General features: G+C 37.9%; 18 protein-coding genes, 1 tRNA gene and 3 pseudogenes. 17 read left to right on the top strand and 5 right to left on the bottom strand.

Going from position 1 to position 21,664, the window contains the following annotated elements:
* Positions 1–145: 145 nt before the first annotated feature.
* The 5 genes and pseudogenes from N824_RS37375 to N824_RS18080 all read left to right on the top strand — a co-directional run.
* Positions 146–1,297 (top strand): annotated as a pseudogene (locus N824_RS37375) (transmembrane HD family protein); the annotation flags it as partial.
* Positions 1,284–1,331, top strand: a pseudogene (locus N824_RS38520) (hypothetical protein); the annotation flags it as partial. The pseudogenes N824_RS37375 and N824_RS38520, both read left to right, overlap by 14 nt.
* 216 nt (positions 1,332–1,547) lie before the next feature.
* Positions 1,548–2,156 carry an HDIG domain-containing metalloprotein gene (locus tag N824_RS37370; RefSeq protein WP_306413907.1) on the top strand — a complete coding sequence of 203 codons (609 nt, stop codon included), beginning with the start codon at positions 1,548–1,550 and terminating at the stop codon, positions 2,154–2,156.
* Positions 2,157–2,222: 66 nt separating this feature from the next.
* Positions 2,223–2,309: transfer RNA gene (locus tag N824_RS18085), tRNA-Ser, on the top strand.
* 247 nt (positions 2,310–2,556) lie between these two features.
* On the top strand, positions 2,557–3,903 hold the full coding sequence (locus tag N824_RS18080; RefSeq protein WP_084498388.1) for a site-specific integrase: 1,347 nt from the start codon (positions 2,557–2,559) through the stop codon (positions 3,901–3,903).
* A gap of 787 nt (positions 3,904–4,690) precedes the next feature.
* Here the strand turns inward: N824_RS18080 and N824_RS18075 are convergent.
* A complete protein-coding gene (locus N824_RS18075) occupies positions 4,691–6,247 on the bottom strand; it encodes a Fic family protein (RefSeq protein WP_048906556.1) in 1,557 nt (518 codons plus the stop codon).
* A 270-nt stretch (positions 6,248–6,517) separates the two neighbouring features.
* On the opposite strand from N824_RS18075, the gene N824_RS34420 reads away from it, so the two are divergent.
* Positions 6,518–6,757 (top strand): hypothetical protein, encoded by a 240-nt coding sequence (locus N824_RS34420; protein WP_235207188.1) that lies wholly within the window; start codon positions 6,518–6,520, stop codon positions 6,755–6,757.
* 43 nt (positions 6,758–6,800) lie between these two features.
* On the opposite strand, the pseudogene rhuM reads toward N824_RS34420, so the two are convergent.
* A pseudogene (gene rhuM, locus N824_RS35595) lies at positions 6,801–6,995 on the bottom strand (RhuM family protein); the annotation flags it as partial.
* A 281-nt stretch (positions 6,996–7,276) separates the two neighbouring features.
* Between rhuM and N824_RS18065 the strand changes: the two are divergent.
* Complete coding sequence (locus N824_RS18065) at positions 7,277–8,020, top strand: DUF2625 domain-containing protein (RefSeq protein WP_200869907.1); 744 nt, start codon at positions 7,277–7,279, stop codon at positions 8,018–8,020.
* A gap of 735 nt (positions 8,021–8,755) precedes the next feature.
* On the opposite strand, the gene N824_RS18060 is transcribed toward N824_RS18065, so the two are convergent.
* From N824_RS18060 to N824_RS36495, 3 genes are all read right to left on the bottom strand, one after another.
* A complete protein-coding gene (locus N824_RS18060; RefSeq protein ID WP_048906554.1) occupies positions 8,756–9,205 on the bottom strand; it encodes a DUF983 domain-containing protein in 450 nt (149 codons plus the stop codon).
* Between the two features lie 118 nt (positions 9,206–9,323).
* Positions 9,324–9,734, bottom strand: coding sequence for a nuclear transport factor 2 family protein (locus N824_RS18055; RefSeq protein ID WP_048906553.1), 411 nt, complete (start codon positions 9,732–9,734; stop codon positions 9,324–9,326).
* Between the two features lie 6 nt (positions 9,735–9,740).
* Positions 9,741–10,283 (bottom strand): TetR/AcrR family transcriptional regulator, encoded by a 543-nt coding sequence (locus N824_RS36495; protein WP_048906552.1) that lies wholly within the window; start codon positions 10,281–10,283, stop codon positions 9,741–9,743.
* Between the two features lie 233 nt (positions 10,284–10,516).
* Here N824_RS36495 and N824_RS18045 point away from each other — a divergent pair, with 233 nt between their 5' ends.
* The 10 genes from N824_RS18045 to N824_RS18000 all read left to right on the top strand — a co-directional run bounded on the left by N824_RS18045 (position 10,517) and on the right by N824_RS18000 (position 21,447).
* The gene (locus tag N824_RS18045; RefSeq protein WP_084498387.1) at positions 10,517–10,927 is read left to right on the top strand and encodes a nucleoside deaminase; all 411 of its coding nucleotides are present in this window, start codon (positions 10,517–10,519) and stop codon (positions 10,925–10,927) included.
* 22 nt (positions 10,928–10,949) lie between these two features.
* Positions 10,950–11,510 carry a DoxX family protein gene (locus tag N824_RS18040; RefSeq protein WP_048906550.1) on the top strand — a complete coding sequence of 187 codons (561 nt, stop codon included), beginning with the start codon at positions 10,950–10,952 and terminating at the stop codon, positions 11,508–11,510.
* 229 nt (positions 11,511–11,739) lie between these two features.
* A complete protein-coding gene (locus N824_RS18035; protein WP_048906549.1) occupies positions 11,740–12,903 on the top strand; it encodes an aspartate aminotransferase family protein in 1,164 nt (387 codons plus the stop codon).
* A gap of 303 nt (positions 12,904–13,206) precedes the next feature.
* Positions 13,207–14,580, top strand: coding sequence for a decarboxylase (locus tag N824_RS18030; RefSeq protein WP_048906548.1), 1,374 nt, complete (start codon positions 13,207–13,209; stop codon positions 14,578–14,580).
* Positions 14,581–14,691: 111 nt separating this feature from the next.
* Positions 14,692–15,402: a hypothetical protein gene (locus N824_RS18025; protein ID WP_048906547.1), complete on the top strand. Its 711-nt coding sequence runs from the start codon at positions 14,692–14,694 to the stop codon at positions 15,400–15,402.
* 37 nt (positions 15,403–15,439) lie between these two features.
* Positions 15,440–16,534, top strand: a complete 1,095-nt coding sequence (gene serC / locus N824_RS18020) for a 3-phosphoserine/phosphohydroxythreonine transaminase (protein WP_048906760.1) — start codon at positions 15,440–15,442, stop codon at positions 16,532–16,534.
* A gap of 18 nt (positions 16,535–16,552) precedes the next feature.
* The gene (locus N824_RS18015) at positions 16,553–17,758 is read left to right on the top strand and encodes a pyridoxal phosphate-dependent aminotransferase (RefSeq protein ID WP_235207187.1); all 1,206 of its coding nucleotides are present in this window, start codon (positions 16,553–16,555) and stop codon (positions 17,756–17,758) included.
* A 5-nt stretch (positions 17,759–17,763) separates the two neighbouring features.
* The gene (locus N824_RS18010; protein WP_048906546.1) at positions 17,764–18,189 is read left to right on the top strand and encodes a hypothetical protein; all 426 of its coding nucleotides are present in this window, start codon (positions 17,764–17,766) and stop codon (positions 18,187–18,189) included.
* A gap of 87 nt (positions 18,190–18,276) precedes the next feature.
* Entirely contained in the window at positions 18,277–20,412 is a 2,136-nt protein-coding gene (locus N824_RS18005; RefSeq protein ID WP_048906545.1) for a nitrite reductase, read from the top strand.
* A 144-nt stretch (positions 20,413–20,556) separates the two neighbouring features.
* Positions 20,557–21,447, top strand: coding sequence for an AraC family transcriptional regulator (locus tag N824_RS18000; protein WP_048906544.1), 891 nt, complete (start codon positions 20,557–20,559; stop codon positions 21,445–21,447).
* The last annotated feature ends 217 nt before the right edge of the window (positions 21,448–21,664 follow it).

The raw sequence follows: 21,664 nt of genomic DNA, 5'->3' as shown, positions 1-21,664 counted from the left end.
AGCTTTAAAGGCAATAAAACAAACATTCAAATGAAAAATTAATGTTATTTTTGAATCAAATTCAACATAAATCGCTTTGGCAAAAATCAACAAGAATTCTCACAGGGTACTTTACCGTAAGTATACATCAAACATCAAGTATATCATGATGGTGCTTTCTGTATTGATAATAACTGCTTTTTTACCAAAACAGCCACGTTTTAGGTATGAATTTGAAAAGGGTGAGATCTGGAAAAATAAAGACCTTATATCTCCGTTTAATTTTGCGATTTTAAAGACAAACCCACAGGTAGATACAGATAAAAAAGATGCATTAAATAATGTACTACCTATTTATACTATAAATAAGTATCTGATTAATGATGTTGAAGAGGCTTATCTAAATGAGTTTGATGTAAAGTGGAGAAGTAATACCCTTCCAGAAGATGAAAAGGAACCATACAGGCAGGCCTCATTTAAACTTTTAAAATCGATTTACGATAGAGGAATTATTGCGATTAATGCCAAGCATCAAAAGGGAAGTAAGAATTATGATTTCTCTTTGCTGGATAATAATATAAGTAAAGCGGTTAGTACTCAGGATGTATTTACCGTGCAAACTGCTCTTGATTATTTTAAAGATAATTTCCAGTCAGTAAATCTGAAGGTTAAAGAAGTGATTATTAATCTTGTTGAAGATCATTTGCAACCCAACATTATTTTTAATGAGAAATTGACGGCTATTGTACAAGAGAATGCAATAAATAGCCTTTCTACAACCAGAGGAATGGTTCAGAAAGGTGAGCTGATCATTGCTAAGAATAATGTGATTGACGACGAGATTTACCAAAAACTGCAGTCATTTAAGGAAATATATGAAGCGCAGTCTAAAACAATTGGTGATAGCAGCCTGGTTTACTTTGGCCAGATCCTGCTGGTAGGCTTTAATGTTTGTTTACTAATGGTGTTTTTACACCTGTTTCGTAAAGATATATTTGCTGACAATCGTCAGCTTTCGCTGATATTACTTGTAACAACGAGTATGCTTTTGGCTTTATCATGGGCTATAAAGCTTAGTCTCCCTAGTTTGTATTACATTCCATTTTGTATTGTCCCCATTATTATAAGGATATTATTTGATACGAGGCTGGCGTTATATCTGCATTTATTGGTGATCCTGATTGCCGGTTTCTTTGTGCCTAATAGTTTTGAGTTTGTATTTTATCAAACAACTGCCGGTATGGTCGCCATTTATAGTATTCGGAATCTGGTTAAAAGAGAGCAGTTGCTATTGTCGGCTTTATTTATTTTGTCGGCATATTTTATCTCTTTTGTCGGCATTGCTTTATTAAGAGAAGGAGCTATTGGTCAGATAGAGTGGATGAATTTTGTTCCATTTATTGNTTAKYRTRYKGSYTTMWKYSMKTRYTTWKSYTTTSAWTWAWGYWTTTGAGAGGCTGTTTGGAATCACCTCTGATGTTGCATTAATTGAGCTTACTAACACTAATAATAAACTGCTAAGGGAGCTGGCTTTTAAAGCCCCCGGTACGTTTCAGCATTCTTTGCAGGTGGCAAATCTGGCGGAGGCTGCAATATTTAAAATAGGAGGGAACTCATTGCTTGTTCGGGCAGGGGCATTGTATCATGATATTGGTAAAATAGAGAATCCTCAATACTTTATTGAGAACCAAAATACTGGCTTAAGTCCGCATGATAAGCTGCCATATGAACAAAGTGCTCAGATCATCATTAAACATGTGCACAAGGGCATAGAGATTACACGTAAGCATCAGTTACCCGAAAGTGTGATAGACTTTATCAGAACTCACCATGGCAATACCCGTGTAGATTATTTTTATCAGTCGTTTTTGAAGAATTCTCCTGAAAAGTTTGTTGATGAGAATATCTTCCGTTATCCGGGACCTATACCTTTTTCTAAAGAAACTGGTGTTTTAATGTTGGCAGATTCGGTGGAAGCGGCCTCAAGAAGTCTGAAAAATCCGGACGCCCAGAGCATAAATGACCTGGTTGAACGCATAATTGACTATAAACTGGAGCAAAATCAATTAGATAATTGCGATATTACATTAAAAGATCTTGAAACTATAAAGCTGATATTCAAGACAATGCTTATGAGTATCTATCATGTTCGAATAGATTATCAACAAACTCTATAAAATTTCTTTTGCAAATATTAATGAATTGCTATATTTGCAACCTCGAAAGGGAGATTTTCGAGATACGGAGGGATGCCTGAGTGGCCGAAAGGAACAGTTTGCTAAACTGTCGTACTGGCAACGGTACCGAGGGTTCGAATCCCTCTTCCTCCGCATAGACTGATGTCAAAATCAACTAAAAGCCTGCAAATCAACTGATTGCAGGCTTTTTTGTTTTCCGGATGGAGGCAAAATATATAACTTTTCGCATCATTTTGGTGAGCGCTTAAGTGAGCAAGTGATTTTTTAAATTTGCTCACCAGAACAGTTGTAAGTATTTGATATACAGCTTGTTTCATAATTGAACATCTTGACTTGTATGGCCTGCAAAGCTAAATTTGTAAACCTTTAATTCAACATTATGAGAACAAATTTAAGCTTGCTTTTTTACTTAAAAAGGCGGAACAGTGAAGAAACCGGCCTGGTGCCCGTTTATTTGAGGATTACTGTCGATAACAAGCGGGTCGAACTGGCAACCGGGCGCAAATGCGAAGCCGAAAAATGGAGTAATGCAGCCGGGAAAATGATGGGTACTAAGGAAAGTGTCCGTGAATTCAATGCCCGTCTTGAAGAACTTGAGCGGAAGATCCATGCCATCGCTGACAGATTGGAAAGGGAGGAGGAATTCATCGCGGCAGAAGGCCTGAAAATGATCTATCTTGGGAAAAGCTCGTCACATCGGATGATCCTGGAGATTTTTGCGGAACACAACCGGAAGGCAACGGCATTGGTGGGTAAAGGTTTTGCTCCCGGTACCATCGAGCGTTATAAAACCTCACTTAAGCACACAAAGGAGTTTATTCAGTCGCAATACCATGTTGATGATCTTTCAGTAAGTAGGATTAACCTCGCCTTTATTGCAGAATATGAGTTTTACTTGCGTTCGGTCAGGGGATGTAGCAACAACACTACGGTGAAGTACCTCAATAACTTTAAAAAGATCATCCGCATCTGTCTGGGTAATGGCTGGATGGCCCGTGACCCCTTTATCAATCATAAACTGCGTACAAAAATTGTAGACCGCGGGTTTTTGAATGAGCAGGAGCTAAAGCGGATGTCCGAACACGTTTTTGAGGTGCAGCGGCTAAATACAGTCAGGGATATTTTTTTATTCAGCTGCTATACAGGTCTTGCTTATGTTGATGTACACAAGTTGAAAAGGCAGGAGCTGGTCTCCGGTTCTGATGGAGCACTCTGGGTGCATACTAAAAGGCAGAAGACCGATACGCCAAGCAAAATCCCGTTACTTCTGCCTGCGATGCAACTGATCAATAAGTACAAGGATCACCCGGTTTGTGAGGCCACAGGAAAAGTATTCCCTGTTTCCAGTAACCAGAAAATAAATGCGTACTTGAAGGAGATTGCGGACCTGTGCAGGATTGACAAGACGCTCACCTATCATATCGCAAGGCATACATTCGCAACAACAGTTACGCTTTTGAATGGAATCCCTATTGAAAGCGTTTCAAAAATGCTTGGACATACCAATATCAAGACCACCCAGCATTATGCTAAAATCTTAGACGTTAAAGTCGCAGCGGATATGGCAGGTCTGGATGAAAAATTGCGTGACAAGGGGCTGATTAATGTGGAAGTTAATGTGGGGGATCAGGAAAATGACAAGCCAGCGGATTTGGTCACCTCACCAGATCCTGCTAGTGAACCAGAAGATAAACCGGAACCGAGGATTATCAGGTTGTACGCCTAGTTGAATATGCTAACTATTAAAAATCAAACCATGACAGATTCTGTATTACCAGAGAAAATTATTATAAATAACATCTATTCTATCAGGGGACTCAAAGTAATGTTTGGCGCTTATAGCTGAAACATCAGCAAGCAAATCAACAATATTTTTTGAGTCTAAGGAATTAGATAAAGATTCAACTGTTCGGAATTTCCGAACAGTTCGGCAGGAAGGTAGAAGAAGGTGTAAATGAGGGTGTAAATGAACCGGCATTTGTTAAGATGAGACACCTTTCCTGCTGGTGCTATTGCTACCAGAGAGGGTATAAAAGAGCTTGTAACTATTCTGGCCATTCGATAGATAGAAATAAATAAAAATCAATGATGCTATTTTAATAATATTAATGGTCATGATGTGGCGAGAGCATATAAATCTGTAAACCTTACTGAAAGCCAGCAAATATTTATCAAAGCATTGGATGAATATATGAAATTGATATATTTTCTATTYYCWWCMKWKMKWASTGATAGAACTGAAAGTTGATAACCTCAACGAAGTATTGGAGAATCTTGTTGACAAAAATCTTTTAACTCGAATTGAACGAGGAAAATATTGTCGATCTACTTTCAAAAGATGAAAATGTTATTGGTTGCCATCTCGTTTCTGATGGGACAGTGGTCTGGTCGGCAATGAATTTACACGGTCTGACAGAACAATTCCCCAATACAATAGTAATGCGTTTCTTAAGACGGTGATTCTTTCCATTTTTGCTTTCTTGCTTCTGTTTGTTGGAAATCCAATTACTATATTATTGGCCTGGCAAATGTGCTGTTGGTGTTCCTTTTAAGGCTTGATGAACCAATTGAGCCAGAAATTTTGCAAACATGGTGATATCCTGTTCGGCACTGGCAAGCTCTAAGGCTTTCATATATTCTTCTCTTGATTCAACAGGTATTACGGTCCATGGGTAGCCACCTGAAGCTAACATCACATTCATTAAGAATCTGCCTATCCGGCCGTTGCCATCCATGTATGGGTGAATGAAGACAAAAATAAAATGACCCAATACTGCTCTGACGGAAGCTTCTTCCTCTTGTTCCAGGAGTTCAAAAAGTACCGGCATTGCATCTCTCATCGCATCAACATTTAATGGAACATGTTTGGATCCTCCAATATAGACTTGGTGATTCCTGTAGCCAGCGAGATCCTGCGCCTTTATGAGTTCAGCCTCAACACTAGGTGCGAATAATTGCTGGTACCATGTGCTGTGATCCCTGTCAGCTGTAACTCCGGAATTGCCGCCTTTCAAGATGGTTTCGATACTCTGTTTGACACTTTGAAAGGCCAACCAGTATCCCCTTGCAGCCATTGCATCCCTATGTCTTTTGTCTTCTTCATTTCCTTTTTTATCCCATTGCCCACTGCGTACACGTTGGATTAATTCCGGGGTCACTCTATAGCGCTCTATGGATAGGGAATGATAAGCATCTGTAACATAAATTTCTTCAACCTTTGAAAGGTAGGTCTGGTGATCTGCTGATATGCCAGGCATTGCTGGGAATAAAGAAACGACAGTAGGCCTCATATCCTCCCACATCATTCTTAGCCTTACAACATATGGAGATCGTTCTCTAGGGAAAGCTACATCCAGTTTGTCCTCAAATGGATCGATTTCCCGAACATCATATTGAGCAGTTTTCATTGCTTTTAGGATGTCATCGGCAATTCTTTCCCTGCCGACATTTCTAAAAGCCCCCGCTAAACGTCCCGCAATGGAACTGTGTCCATTTTCCAATGTTATGGCTAAAATTTCTGAAGCATCTCTTATCATTAGTAATGCTGTGCGTACATCAATAGCATTATGTTTAAATAATCCAGGCGAACAAGAAACTAAACTGGCAGCAAGGTTATACATTCTTATGCCTCTCTCTTCTGTTAATAAGGTCGATGGCGGTAGTTCCCCCTTTAAATTGAATAATGAAGTATTATGGGGTAGTGATAATAAGGAATTCTTAGCTTTTGGTGATTTGACAATGAGTTGGGAAGGGACCGTCCAATTCCCTGAATGCCTAAGGACGGATTGATCCGCAGATATACACCATTGATTTCCATATTTTTCCTGTAGATATCCGGCACAGTACTCCCAGTACGACATGTACCACGGAGTGGTGTCCCCAGGTCTTTGGTCTGGCATCGTTGGGATATACCAACCACGGGATACCTCGGTTATAAATCCGTTTCTGATCAAAGTTTCCCTGATCTGCCTGGTGGGGATTTCCTGGCTTTTTATTGCGATTGTCCCATTTTCCTGTAGCTTGTGTAGTACTTCAAGTGCTGCCGCAAGCTTTTCTCGTGGTGTTGCCATAGCTTTTATTTTGCGCGATTGCAATAACTTGATGTTGTGCAGTCGCAATAAATTAATGCCGTGCAATTGCAATAAATTAGTGTTGTGCAATTGCAATAAATTAATGCAATGTATGGAGTTTTTTTCTGATCTAAGATAATGTGGTACAATTTTATCCCACGAATTCTATGATTTGTCCTAATATATGCTGCCCGGTTTCAGGCAATGTTTTTAAACAGACAGCTGAAACGATAGGGATGCGGAAATCCGGAGCGTTTCCATGGTGGTTTTATGTTTGGTAAAAATAAATCAACAATTTCAAGGCACCTTAGTAACATATACAAGGAAGAAGAATTGGATCAAGAAGCAACTGTTGCAAAAAAGGCAACAGTTCAAATAGAAGGAAATAGAAAGGTAGAAAGAGAAATTGAATATTATAATCTTGATGCAATAATTTCTGTTGATGATTGTACTTGTCAAGTATATCCAGTGCATATGCATAATCGGTTACTACTCTCAGTTGCCCAGTAGCTTCATCTGTATTTAATACCTTGCTTTCAAGTATATTGCTTAATAAGCTTACTGTTTCCTTGAGGTCTGTAAGTTGTTGCTGTTGACGTTTAGCCTGTTCATTGTTTATGGAATATCCCTTCAGTAAATATTCTTTTAACACTTGGTTTGCCCGGATTATAAACTGTGTACCTCTTTGTGATTTAACGCGGTAGCAAACGGAGATAATGACATCTAAGGAGTGAAAGTCCAGTTTCCTTTTGACTGTTCGGGTTCATTCTTTTTGAGCTGTCAAGGATTCCTTGACAGTTGCGGATTTAGCCAATTCATTTTCTTTGAAAATATTATTAACATGCAGGCTTATGTTCTGTTTAGTTAAATATGTCCTGCATTTGAGCTTTACACTGTGTGAAAAGAGTAGCCAAAAAACGTATAAAAGAAATTGCAAATTAATAATGCTTAGCATATATTTTAATTATTTTACCATCTAGAAGACTTGCGTATATTTAAGAGTAAGCGGCTATTTTACAGACTCCTATTATGACACGACATTTTATTGCAACAATACTGACCCTAATAACTTTGACAACGACAGCACAAAATAAAATGCGACCAGTTGACGAACTAATAAATAAGACCGACTCAGGTTGGACACTTGTAAAAGATTGGATTAAATCTGCCAAAAACAAAGTTGAAATTTTGGCGGTTGATACAGTAAAAGCAAAAGACGCTTTGTATAAAACGCAAGTGACAACACGTTCGCCAATGGGTGCAGTTGTTTATATGACAGGTGGGCTTTTAATTGATGATGGTTGGATTAGAATTCTTGGTTCGGGCAATGCAAAACTTGGTCGGACACTTCCAGATTGGAACAAAGGAAAATCATTTAAAGAGTTTGGAGAAATACCATCATTTTTGCTTATCGCTGACGACGCTGTTGGCGGACTTTACCTTTTGAACGGCGGTGGGCTTGGCAAAGACTTTGGAAAAATCTATTATTTTTCGCCTGACAATTTAGAGTATGAATCGCTTGACATTACATATACAGAATTTCTACAATTTTGTTTTAACAACGACTTAGACAAATTTTATAAAGGCAACCGGTGGACAAAATGGAGAGACGAAGTTTCAAAGTTAGACGGCGACAAAGTTTTTAGTTTTTATCCATTTCTTTGGACAAAGGAGGGTAAAGACATAAATAAAAATACACGAAAAGCAGTTTCGGTTGAAGAGCAATACAGTTTAAACCTTGATATGCGGAAACAACTTGGGCTTGATAAATAAAAACAGCCGCTTCATTAAAAAAGGCATATATTTCAAAAAGGCTGAATTTGTGTTAAGTTGTGGAGGGACTAATGGTTACCAACCCGACATCAGGTATGTTTATGACAGACATTCTAAAAGGTGGCAATATAAAAACGGACTAAATAAAACTACACCTAACAGCTTTAAGTTACGCCTGGGGCGATGTGAGACTTTGTTCTTCTGATACCACGACGTAGTAAAGTTTTATGTGGATGGCGACAATGAAATCTATTCGATGCCAACTGCGGATTTTAAGGAAATTGTAATTGGATGGAAAGATTTCCTATTAACTCAACCATTGAATGGAACACGGGTTTAAGTAAAATCGCTTTGTATTTATAATTACTAAGAATAAATAAGCCATGCCAACTACAAAAGCCGTAACCAAAAGATACTGTCCCGCTTTATCAGAAATGATCACAGTGGACGATTTGCCAGAGTTTTTACATTTTGCAGAGAATGGATTAAACTTCCTAGAATATTTCCTGATAAATAACAATATCAAAATTCTTTTTTGCTAAATTGAATTTACTTAGGTTAGTTGAACCACTTAAACATGCTTTGAAAAGGCATGTGGCCTAGGTAATTACCAGAGCAGATCGTCTTTTCTGTAGGCAATTTATCGATGTTTTTGTATTTTATCAGTAGTTATCCTTTTGAAGGAATATCAGCTCATTTCGATCTGATAAGATAAAAAGGTAATACAACTTAAAATTAAACTCCGTCTTGTTTCTGCGGTTGATTTTTTGCTTTTTCTGGATCGTAATTCAGGCCTGGCGATAGCCAATATAAAAGAATTATCCTCGAGTATCTATAATTAAATGGTGAAAATAGGAGGACGCCAACCATTAATATGATCACATAATACCATAAATTTTCATAGGTCAAAGGCAGACCAAGAACATATGCCGCAACACTGATTGAAATCATCTGTGCGACATTCATCGCATAGCTAACAAACATTGCGACATAAAAGTAGCCGGGTTCACGTTCAAATTTTAAATTACAATGGGGACAACGTTCATGCATTTTTTGGATCTTAAATCCGTATGCTGGTCCGGAAAAGACCTTTCCTACACGACACCTTGGGCACCTCGAGTGAGTTACGCCATACCATTGGGTAACGTAAGGCGGTTGTTCTGATAAAGAATTATTGATATTCATAATTGAAGTGTTAAGAAATTATTATCTATAACATCCCGGAGTTTTAATTTATTTTTCCGGGCTATCTAAGGATTCAATAAACGAGATTGTTTGCTATCTCGTTTATTGAAAGTTCCAGCTAGAGACGACGATCATTCTGGCTGATTTCAACATCATTAATCTGGGCGAACCTTTTTTGCATTAAACCATGCTCATTGAATTCCCAGTTTTCATTGCCGTATGCCCTGAACCATTGCCCAGCTACATTGCGGTATTCATATTCAAACGTGACGGCGATACGATTGCCAGTAAATGCCCAAAGCTTCTTTTTTAACCTGTAGTCGAGCTCTCTATCCCATTTTCCTGATAGAAATTTAACCACATTTTCACGACCGTTAATAAATTCGGACCGATTACGCCATTCTGTGTCTATAGTGTAACCAAGGGAGACTCGCTGTGGATCCTGACTATTCCAGGCATCTTCCGCTAGTTGTACTTTTTGTATGGCGGTTTCTAATGTAAATGGTGGCAATGGTGGTTTTTGTTCCATGGTATTTTAATTTAAAAGTGAATTAACTATTGATTTGGCTGAATTAACGGGCCACTGATTTCTATAAAGTTTACTTTCTATCATAGCACTTTCAAATAGAAGATATAAGTGGTCTGGATGAAGATTGGTGCCTAGCAGGAGATCCTTAAACAAGGTACGAACCTCAATTTTATGGTCCATTATACAGCTCATTATCTTTTGGCTAACATAGTGAGTTTCAGATAATATATTTATAAAGGCACACCCGAGATAATTTTCCTTTTCATTCATATAATAAAGGAAATCAAAGAGTACCAATACTTTATTTTTTCGAGAGTTTGCAGACAAAATAAATGTTTTCAATTCATAAAACCAGTACTTGTGTCGTTCTTGGAGACATGTCGCCGCCAGTTCTTCCTTTGCGTGGAAATGTTGATATAAGCTTGATTTTGCAACGCCTGATTCCGCCACGATTTGGTTGATGCCGGTGGAGTGATATCCCTGCTTGTAAAATAATCTTGTTGCAGTTTCCAGTATCCTTTGTTTGGGTTTAATCTTATTGTGCTTCATTTCTCACAGAGTATAGACAGACAATTCTGTTTTTATTTCTTATACAAATTTAACGCTGGGATGTGGGTTATAATGGTATTAATCCTTGCTTTAATGGTATCAAATATTGTTAATGGAGAAAACTGGCTGGTTTTTTAAAAAAATAGAATTATTTTCACATTGATTTTACTTTTATGATTGAAGACATGCATTGCCCATGCTTGTCTATTAGTAAGATCTAAATTTATTTAATTATGGATAAGCACTCGAAATATATGGAACGGTGTATGGAACTTGCTGCAATATCGGCTGCAGAAGGTGAAAGCCCAGTCGGTAGTGTACTGGTTAAAGACGGGATCATTATAGGTGAGGCATCCGAAAAAAGTAAGCAACTCAATGATGTTACCCGCCATGCAGAAGTATTGGCAATTCTGGACGCGCTTCATAAACAAGAAAGCTGTGAAGGAGCAACTTTATACACTAATGTTGAACCCTGTATTCTTTGTTCTTATGTAATAAGACATCATAAGATTAGCGAGGTGGTATTTACAAAAAGCTGTGGTGAATTGGGTGGAACTGGAACACGGTTTAACTTATTATCTGCAAATGATATTTTAAGTTGGAAGGCCGCTCCTCTTGTGACCAGATATTCAATTAAAAAATAATGCATAACATGGAAATCTGTTTGTGGATATTGTTGTCAGTGAGATCAGTAGCTTTGATTTGAAAGAACCTGCCCAGTATTGTTGTTGGGACTTACTTGCATTATGTACTGACTATGATGGAGATCATTTTTACACACAGAACGATTACGTTTACCTCATACTCAGGGTGGTGGCCGGAGTTATTATCCTGCCGTATGGTTTACAGAAACTTTTTGGATGGTTTCCTCCATTAGGTGGTGGAATTGGAATTAGAGAAACTATAGCAGACTTTAAAGCAAAGAAACTTCCTAAATGTATTGCCTGGCTGGTAATCATTACACAAGCTTTCGGTAGTATAGGACTGATCATTGGCTGTCTTGGTCGGATTGCTGCGCTGGGTAACTTCATCATCTTTGCATTAGCAATTTTGATCCATGCCCCTGATGGATGGTCTATGAACTGGAACGGGAAGAAGAAGGGGGAGGGCATTGAATATTTTATATTGCTTTTGTCAATTTTGCTAATCATTATCCTAAAAGGAAGTGGGGCATGGTCGGTGGATTACTGGTTTTTCCATTGTATGCTCCCTTCAAAGAATTTCTGACTGAATGGATGAAATTAATCTTGGTTGTCCATTTTTTTACACCCCAAAAAAATGTGAATAAATACCATTATAACCTGATTTAGTACTATATCATAATATTCTTCCTGCGCTATCTTTGATAACATTAAGTGTGAATTTGATATATCTGCTATAATTAGTTAGTTTTTAAGTCATTACTTGGTCAGTATTCCGCATGCTTAATCTAGTTATGCCGATAAATTAATAAATAATGAAACTATTTGACGTATACCCTTTAAATGATATCACCATAGTTAAGGCCTTAGGGAGTAATGTATGGGATATAAATGGTCAGAAGTACCTTGATCTTTATGGCGGACATGCAGCAATTTCTATAGGACATACCCATCCTCATTATATTGAACGCTTAAATGAGCAGATAAAGAAGATAGGCTTTTATTCTAACTCAGTTAAAATCCCTTTACAGGTGATGCTTGCAGAGAAACTTGGAAGGCTTTCCCAGAAGCAGAATTATCAGTTGTTCCTGTGTAACTCAGGAGCTGAAGCGAATGAAAATGCATTTAAAATAGCCTCTTTTTACAATGGAAGAAAGAAAATAATTGCTTTTAAGGGCGCCTTTCATGGACGGACATCTTTAACTGTTGCAGCTACTGATAATCCGAAAATCATTGCGCCAGTAAATGAAACGGAGAATGTGATATTCCTTCCTTTTAATGATGAGACTGCTCTTCAGCAGGCTTTTATTGATTTTGAAAATGAAGTATGTGCCGTAATTGTAGAAGGTATCCAAGGAGTTGGTGGTATCAGGGAGGCCTCAATAAGTTTTCTTAAGCTTATTCGTGCACTGTGTGATCAATACAATGCAGTTTATATAGCAGACAGTGTTCAATGTGGATATGGTCGAACAGGGAAATTCTATGCTCATGATTGGGCAGAGGTAAACGCTGATATGTACACCATGGCCAAAGGAATGGGGAATGGATTTCCTGTTGCTGCCATATCTATCTCTCCTAAATTTAAGCCTTGGCATGCTATGCTCGGAACTACTTTTGGGGGCAATCATCTGGCTTGTGCAGCAGCTCTTTCAGTGCTGGAAATTATAGAAGAAGATAATCTGATGAAAAATGCATCAGATTTGGGTGAATATTTGATTACTGAATTAAGAAAGATTAGTGAAATTAAAGAAGTGAGAGGCCGTGGATTAATGATTGGTGTTGAGCTTCCAGATGGTTTACCCCATGCTAAAAAAGATTTGTTATTTAAACATTATATTTTTACGGGAGAGGCCAAACCTAATGTAATTAGATTGCTTCCTGCTCTTAATCTTAGCAAAGAACAGGCAGATCATTTTATAAATTGCCTTAAAGTTGTTTTAAGGCACCATTTTGGCTCCTCTAGCCAAAAATCCCGATAAATTTGTATGCTGATTTGTATATATAAATGATAGCAATGCATCTGGTTCTTCATTTAAATAGCTTTGTTCGGCCATATGTCAAGTTTTATGATTATTACTCCGGACTGGACCGTATCTAGGTTTATTTAATGACATTTTTTGTATAGCGTAACTATCGCTTGCTAAAAATCAGAATCTATTTTTTCTATATTCAATACTAATCAAACGAGGAAAAGTACCATTAAGGCTTTTCTAATCGGCATATTTTTGCGGATTATAATAAATGCGATTGCATTTATTTTTAAATGGTACTTAAATTAAATAATGGAAGAATATTTGCAATTCATCAATCAAAAAAATAATGTTGGCAGAAGTAGCTTTAAGGTAATTGATAATCAGCTTTGGTTTCATGGCATAAATCTCATGGAGATAATGGAAACCTACGGAACACCACTTAAATTTACATATCTTCCAGCAATTAGTGGGAAGATTAAGTCGATGCTTCGTTTGTTTCGCACGGCAATAGGTATCTCTAGTTACAGAGGGACCTATACTTATTGTTACGCTACAAAAAGCGCACACTTTAGTTACATTCTTGAGGAAGTCTTGAAGAATGAGATTGGATTGGAAATTTCATCTGCATTTGATGTTGCGGTCATACTTGCGCTGTCAGCCTCTGGTAAACTGAGTAATGGTACATTAATCGTCTGTAACGGTTTCAAAACAGATAGTTATAAAAATGGGATCGTTGAGCTGATTAATAAAGGATATAAGAATGTAATACCCATCCTAGATAATCGGGAGGAACTTAGGTATTATATTGATCATCTTCCACATGGTATTAGTATTGGGATAAGAGTGGCTTCTGAAGATAGACCCGAATCTGCATATTATACCTCAAGATTGGGGATTAGGAGAAATGATATCCTAGACTTTTATAAAAGCCATATTAAAGGCACAAAGATAAAGGTAACCATTTTGCACTTTTTTATAGATTCTGGCATCTCCGATAGTAGTTCGTATTGGATAGAATTTGAGAAAAACGTTGAATTGTACTGCCAGTTGGCGAGATTTAATCCGCACCTTCAAACCCTTGATATCGGTGGAGGTATGCCATTCAGGGATTCTTTTGAATTTAGCTTTGATTATAAAAGTTTTGTAAACCAGGTAATAAAAAGAATAAAGCGGATTTGCGCAAAATATCGAATTAAGGAACCTGATCTCATTACAGAATTCGGACGGTATACTGTGGCAGAATCCTCTGCAATCCTCTACAGAGTACTTGGAAGGAAACAACAGAATAATAAAGAAAAATGGCTGATGTTGGATGGCTCATTTATAACCAATCTTCCTGATACCTGGGCAAATAATCAAAAGTATCTTTTGATTCCCATTAATAATCTTGATGTGGCCCATGAACCTGTCTTTTTGGGGGGCATGACCTGTGACGGTGATGATTATTACGATTCAGGGTCTGAAATAGCAAGGTTGCCAAGGACACGAAAGACTCAATATCTGGGTTTTTTTCATACCGGTGCATATCAGGATGTGCTGAGTGGATATGGTGGAATCCATCATTGTCTTCTACCATCACCAAAGCAAATTGTTGTCGATAGAAATTTGGATGGAACATTGGATTTCAAAGTCTTCGCTGAGGAACAAAATAGCAAGCAGGCGCTTAAAATTTTGGGGTTCTAAGCATCTGGAAACCAGGAGTAGATTATTATACAATTTATACCATTATATCTAGAAATACTACCCTTTAGGAAATCGTTTAAGCTATAATTTTGATAATCAAATCAATAGCAGATGACTAACCTAACGGATGGGGATTTTGGCTCCAAAGCAACAATAACCGAAAATAAAGCTATCAGGCAAATCGTGGAAGCCGGTATTTTGCCACTATACTTTAATAAGGATATTGAGGTCATGAAATTTGTGCTTGATGTTTCCTATACTTCTGGAATTCGGGTATTTGAATTCATGAATAGAGGGGGAAATGCTTTAGACCTGTTTTCAAAACTGATAACTTATGTAAAATCGCACTTGCCGGGAATGTTGCTAGGAGTGGGGACGGTATGCGAAGCAGAATCTGCTGCCAAATATATCAATGCGGGAGCCCAGCTGATCATCGCTCCAAACCTTAATTTACAGGTAGGTGCGGTTTGCGAAATCTGTAATGTGCCCTGGATACCTGGGGTATTTACTCCGACAGAATTATATGAGGCGAAATCACACGGTGCTAAGATAGTTAAGTTGTTTCCCGCCAATCTCTCCTCTCCAGACTTTATTAAGTCTATGAAAGGGCCCTTTAGTGATATTGATTTTATCGCAACAGGTGGCATTACGCCCGATATTGAAAGTATTGGTGAATGGATTTCCGCAGGTGCCAGTGCTGTGGGAATTGGGAGCTCTTTATTTTCAGACAAAATACTATTAATGAAACAAAGTAATGATTTGGCTTCAATTATCATTTCATGCCTGGCCATGGTAAAAGTTGCGCGACAAAATATTAAATAACAATACATATATGGATACTAATAAGCAATTACGTTCGATCAAACATAACTTCGGGGCTGGCCCATGTTTACTCCCACCTGAAGTTTTCGCTGAGGCATCACAGGCCGTTTTGGATTTTAATGATACCGGACTGTCTATTCTGGAGATTTCCCATCGCTCAGAGGAATTTGAAGCGGTGATAGAGGAAGCTGAAGCTTTAGTACGTAGTTTACTTGACATCCCTAATGATTATTCGGTCATGTTCCTTCAAGGCGGAGGAAGTCAACAGTTTGCAATGATTCCATTGAATCTGTTAGCTGAGGATAAAACTGCTGCATACCTTGATACTGGGATTTGGGCGAAAAAAGCGATTCAGGAAGCGGCGAAAATAGGACATGCTGAGGTAATTGCTTCATCGGCAGGGGCAAGTTATAGCTATATTCCAAAGGACTTTATTGTTCCAACTGATGCAGCTTATTTACATTACACAAGTAACAATACTGTGTATGGTACAGAATGGTTTGAAACGCCTAAATCTTCTGTTCCCCTGGTGGCTGATATGTCTTCAGATATCATGAGTAAGCAAATTGATGTATCCGATTTTGGCTTGATATACGCCGGCGCGCAGAAAAATCTTGGTCCAGCTGGTGTAACGGTTGTGATCATGAAAAATGAGTTAGTTGGCTTATCCGGTAGAAGCATACCTAAGATTTTCGATTATAATGAACATATAAAAGCGAAATCACTTTATCATACACCACCTGTCTTTGCAATATACGTAATGTTATTAAACTTAAGATGGCTTAAACGGCTTGGAGGGATTGCTTATATCTCAAATAAAAATGCAATCAAAGCTGAAATGTTGTATGATGAAATAGATCAAAATCCATTGTTTATCGGGACATCTGCCAGGGAGGATCGCTCAAGAATGAACATTACCTTTTTAATGCGGGATAAAATGGGAGGAAGTGCATTTCTAAAGAAGGCCGATGATAAAAGCAGATTTTTGAAGTTGGTGGAAGACAATGGTATTGTTGGAATAAACGGGCATCGTAGTGCCGGAGGCTTTCGGGTATCCAATTACAATGCTTTACCGATATCGAGCATGAAGGTGCTGGTTGAGGTGATGCAAGAGTTTGCAAGGAAATATTAGTGAAATAAACATACTTATATGAAAACAGTATTAAGACTAAGTGACAGAATCAATGTTCTTGAGGAATCTGCAACTATAGCGATGTCAAAACTTTCAAGGGAACTGTTGGCTGGGGGTGAAGAAGTGATTAATCTCAGTCTTGGGGAACCTGATTTTGATACGCCTCAGTTCATCAAGGATACTGCTGTCAAGGCTTTAAAAGAGAACTTTACCCACTATAGTCCTGTTGCCGGATTTACGGATCTGAGGGAAGCAGTCGCTGATAAACTAAAAAGAGAGAATGGCCTGACTTACCATTCTTCCCAGATAATTGTTTCTACTGGAGCAAAGCAATCTTTGATGAATGCTATATTTTGTGTAGTAAATCCTGGAGATGAAGTACTTGTGCCTACACCATACTGGGGTTCCTATTCCGAAATGATAAAGCTTGCTGGGGGAATCCCGGTATTTATTCCGGGTGCGATGGAAAATAATTTTAAAATTACGGCTGAACAGCTAGAGTGTAAAATCACGGAGAGGACCAAGCTTTTCATGTTTTCATCGCCCAATAATCCAACAGGTAGTGTTTATACTAAAGAAGAATTAGCAGCTTTAGTTGTTGTATTTGAAAAATACCCGGCTATTTATATCCTGTCAGATGAAATTTACGAACACATCAATTATATTGGAAAGCACCATTCTATAGCACAATTTGAACAGGTAAAAGAACGTGTGCTGTTAATTAATGGCTTTTCCAAAGCTTATGCAATGACCGGATGGAGACTTGGATATATGGCTGCAAGTAGTATAGTGGTGGCTGCCGCGGAAAAATTGCAGGGACAAACTACCTCAGGGACTTCCTCAATTACGCAGAAAGCCGGCCTTGCTGCTTATTCTATGACCCAGAATAGTGTTCATGAAATGAGTCAGATATTTAAGAAACGACGAGATCTGGTCTATAGTTTATTATCTGAGATACCTGGATTGAAAACGAACAAACCAGAAGGGGCGTTTTATTTCTTCCCTGATGTAAGCGCATACTTTGGAAAGAAGACCATACACGGAAATGTAATAAACAATGCCAAAGATCTCGCTTATTATTTGCTGTTTATAGGGAATGTCGCTACGGTTTCTGGCGACTCATTTGGCAACGCAAATCACCTTAGAATATCTTATGCGGCTTCGGAACCAGATTTAGTAAACGGTTTAATCCAGATTAAAAGAGCTTTGCTAATTTTAATATAACGATCATGGAAAGTCCTATTCGATGGCTGACTATTTTTATTCCATTTCTTGTATTTGGTAAATTGATGATTCATAAATATTTTCGATTTACGGTGACTGCAAGAAAAAATCGGTCAGATGTGAGTCCGGGAAGTTTTACCAAACCATCACTAAGTTTTGGTAAAGTACTGGAATCAAGGATTTCAAGCCATTTTCGAGATGCATTGAATTACAAAGTAGTGGTGACTTCGAAAAACCAAACTCTGGAAGGTTATTTTAAACTATCTTCTGATGGGCATTTCATGTTCTACGGGGAAGATGATGTTAAGGTTGTAGAGCTTAAAAAGGATAAACTAGGATGGTCCCTGGTCAGAATTTGGGATGGTGATAACGGAAATCGGGAATTTATAATGCCACTGATCTTACATCTTGAAGCAAAGCTATTTAATTAGGCATAAAAAAGATGATCATATAATTAGTACAAATTAATCATTGAAAACCACCATACGTAGACATTATGTCTTTTTTATTTTTGAATTATGAATATTACGAATATAATACCAGCCGAACTTGAGCTAAAAGAGCATATAGACGATAAGGCAGTAAAAGATATACTTGAACTTAATCATAAAATTCAGCTCTTCCAATCAGGTAAACTCGACGGCGAAAGTTTCCGGGCATTTCGTCTGGCCCGTGGCGTTTATGGACAAAGACAGGATGGCGTTAATATGATCCGGATCAAACTCCCGTTTGGGAGAGTGACCCCAGAACAACTCTTGCGCATTGCTGACATCTCTGATCAATATGCAAGCAGTAATCTTCATGCAACGACAAGACAGGATATTCAGATACACTATGTAAAACTTGAGGACGCACCAAAGGTATGGGCAGATCTTGAAGAGAAGGGAATAACGCTTAGAGAAGCGTGCGGGAACACCATCAGGAACCTGACAGCGTCCCCATATGCAGGAATTGACCCAGACGAACTTTTCGATGTATCCCCATATGCAAATGCAATGTTCAAATACTTTTTAAGAAATCCTATTTGCCAAAATCTGGGTCGTAAATTTAAAATTGCATTTTCATCATCTGACAATGATGCAGCACTTACCTTTATTCATGATTTGGGTTTTATTCCCCGGATTAAAAATGAGAATGGTAAAAAAAATCGGGGTTTCAAAATTCTTTTGGCTGGTGGTCTTGGTGCACAACCCTTTGTTGCTCATCCAATTTTTGATTTTATGGAAGAAAATCAAATTATTCCATTTACAGAAGCCTGCTTAAGAATTTTTGATCGTTATGGTGAAAGAGCCAAGCGACATAAAGCGAGGCTAAAGTACCTAATCAATGATATAGGGGTTACTGAGTTTCTAAGACTGGTAGAGATCGAGCGCAAAGCAATTAGCTTACAGACTTACAATATCAATTTAAATGATTTTGAGAAATCTGAGATTCCCAGCCAATTTGAGCTAAAGGAACCCATTCCATGTGATGAAGTAAAATATAAAGCTTGGGTGAGTAAAAATGTTTTTCTTCAGAAACAGCAAGACTTTGTAGCAGTACGTATCAAACTGTCAACTGGAAACTTACATTCCCTTACTGCAAGAAAGCTCGCAGAGATCGCGAAAAAGTATGCTTCAGAGGATATGCGTATAACCATAAATCAAGGTATCTTACTAAAGTATATTCGACCTAACTTATTAAGCTCAGTATTTAATGAACTTGATGATGCAGGGCTTGCTGAACCCGGTTTTAACTCCCTTCATGACATCACTGCCTGTCCGGGAACAGATACCTGCAACCTTGGAATTGCAAGCTCGGTGGGCTTGGCAAAAGAATTGGAACGCGTGCTAGAAGGTGAATATAAAGATGTCATATATGATAATCTGATTCGCATAAAGATTTCCGGATGTATGAATGGATGCGCGCATCATGCGGTAGCTAATATTGGTTTTCATGGCATGTCAATGAAAATTGGTGGTTATATCCTGCCGGCAATGCAAGTACTTTTAGGAGGGGGAAGCAACGGAGCCGGAAATGGTTCTATGGCTGAGAAGGTCATTAAGTTACCCTCAAAAGTAATTCCTGATGCAGTAAGACTGTTGTTAAATTGTTTTGAAAATTCAGCTTTAGACGGCGAATATTTTAATGATTTCTATATCAGGCTGGGTAAAAATTACTTTTACAATTTGTTAAAACCCCTCGGTGAAATCGAGGATATATCTCAAGATTATCTGCTGGATTGGGGACAAGATCTTCAATACCAAACCAATATAGGGGTAGGTGAGTGTGCCGTTCCTATGATTGACATGGTGGGGGTTGTTTTTGAAGAAGTTTTAGAGACCATTGGAAAGGCTTCGGAGGCATTCGAAGCTGAACAATGGGTTGAATCAATATATTATAGCTATAGCGTGTATATCAATACGGCCAGGGCGCTGCTGTTAACGAAAGAGGTGCCATGCAATACACATAGTAGTGTTTTGAAGAATTTTGACACACATTTTATAACAAATAGTGATATTTCATTTGACGGTTCGTACAGTGATAAAGTGTTACAGATTAATAAAAATGAACCTTTAGAAGAGTTTGCTGCATCTTATAAAGCTGATGCTGAACAATTCTATATTAGGGCTACGGCACTTAGAAACGAACAATTTCAACAAAGCGCTAACTAGTTTATAGCCTTTTACTAGTATAAAGTTAATCACATCACGTAAGGTTAACTTTATACTTAATATGATTATATTGCATGTAGATTTTTTGATTTGTACAATTAGAATGTGTCTGGTTGTTTGTTCAGTAAAACTCGAATTCAGCCCATGCAAAAACTGATCCCTGTCCTTGATAGTTGTTCGCTTTCTGATCGAAAAGAAGACAAATTACTGGTCGATCATTTTGCTGAATATCTGAAAAAGCACAATTCACTTGTTTTTCCACATCGGCATAATTTCTACCATTTGGTTTTGTTTACAAGTGGGGGTGGGAAACATACCATTGACTTTAATCAGTTTGAGGTTAAACCCTGGCAAATGTACTTCATGACTCCAGGACAGGTCCATACATGGGCCTTTGACGATGATGTAGATGGTTATGTAATGAATTTCAGTAAGGATTTTTTTCAGTCTTTATTGTTAAGAACCGATTTTTTAGATTCATTTTCCTTTTTTGGCGGGCAACCTGATGAGGGTGTTATTGAATTACCTGAAGCCATCCGACAAGAGGCATTAGTGTTATTTGAGAAACTCTATCTAAAAGTAGCATCTGGGCAAGCCATACAATGGGATGCTGTTCGCATTACACTTTTATATTTACTTGTCCTGGTAGATCAAAATGCAGTTATTCAAAAGAAAAATTCAATTCCGGTGTATAACTATACAATTCTTCGCAATTTTCAAAATTTAATCGAAAAACACTACAGTACGGTCAGATTGCCTAAGGACTATGCGGACCTTTTATATATTACCCCAAATCATCTAAATGCTCTGTGTAAAGAGTATCTGGGAATGCAGGCTGGGGAGGTGATTAGAAACCGAGTGCTCCTGGAGGCAAAACGATTACTTGTAAGCCAGGATATGAGTATTTCTGAGATCGCATACGAGCTCAATTTTAATGACAATTCCTATTTCACAAAGTTTTTCAAAAAACTAGTTGGCGTTACGCCAGAGGAATTTAAAAAGAAAATAATAAAAGTAAATTCAGATCCATTCTAGACCTTACTTAGTATTTTTTGTTTTCTCACGAAACTGCAATCTATACCAATAATTCCTTTATCAGTACCATTTCAAACTTCCTAAATAGCTGATTTTTGTATCTGTAATGTAGATTTTTATAAGGCTTGTATGCGAGTAGGAATCATTAAGGAATCATTGAAATTTATGGAAAACACAGTTTCTTCGGCTCATGTTGAAAGTCATGAGCACAAACAAT

It is taken from the genome of Pedobacter sp. V48, assembly GCF_000523515.1.
In the GTDB taxonomy this organism is placed as follows: Bacteria; Bacteroidota; Bacteroidia; order Sphingobacteriales; family Sphingobacteriaceae; genus Pedobacter.
This window is presented reverse-complemented; position numbering and strand designations above follow the sequence as displayed.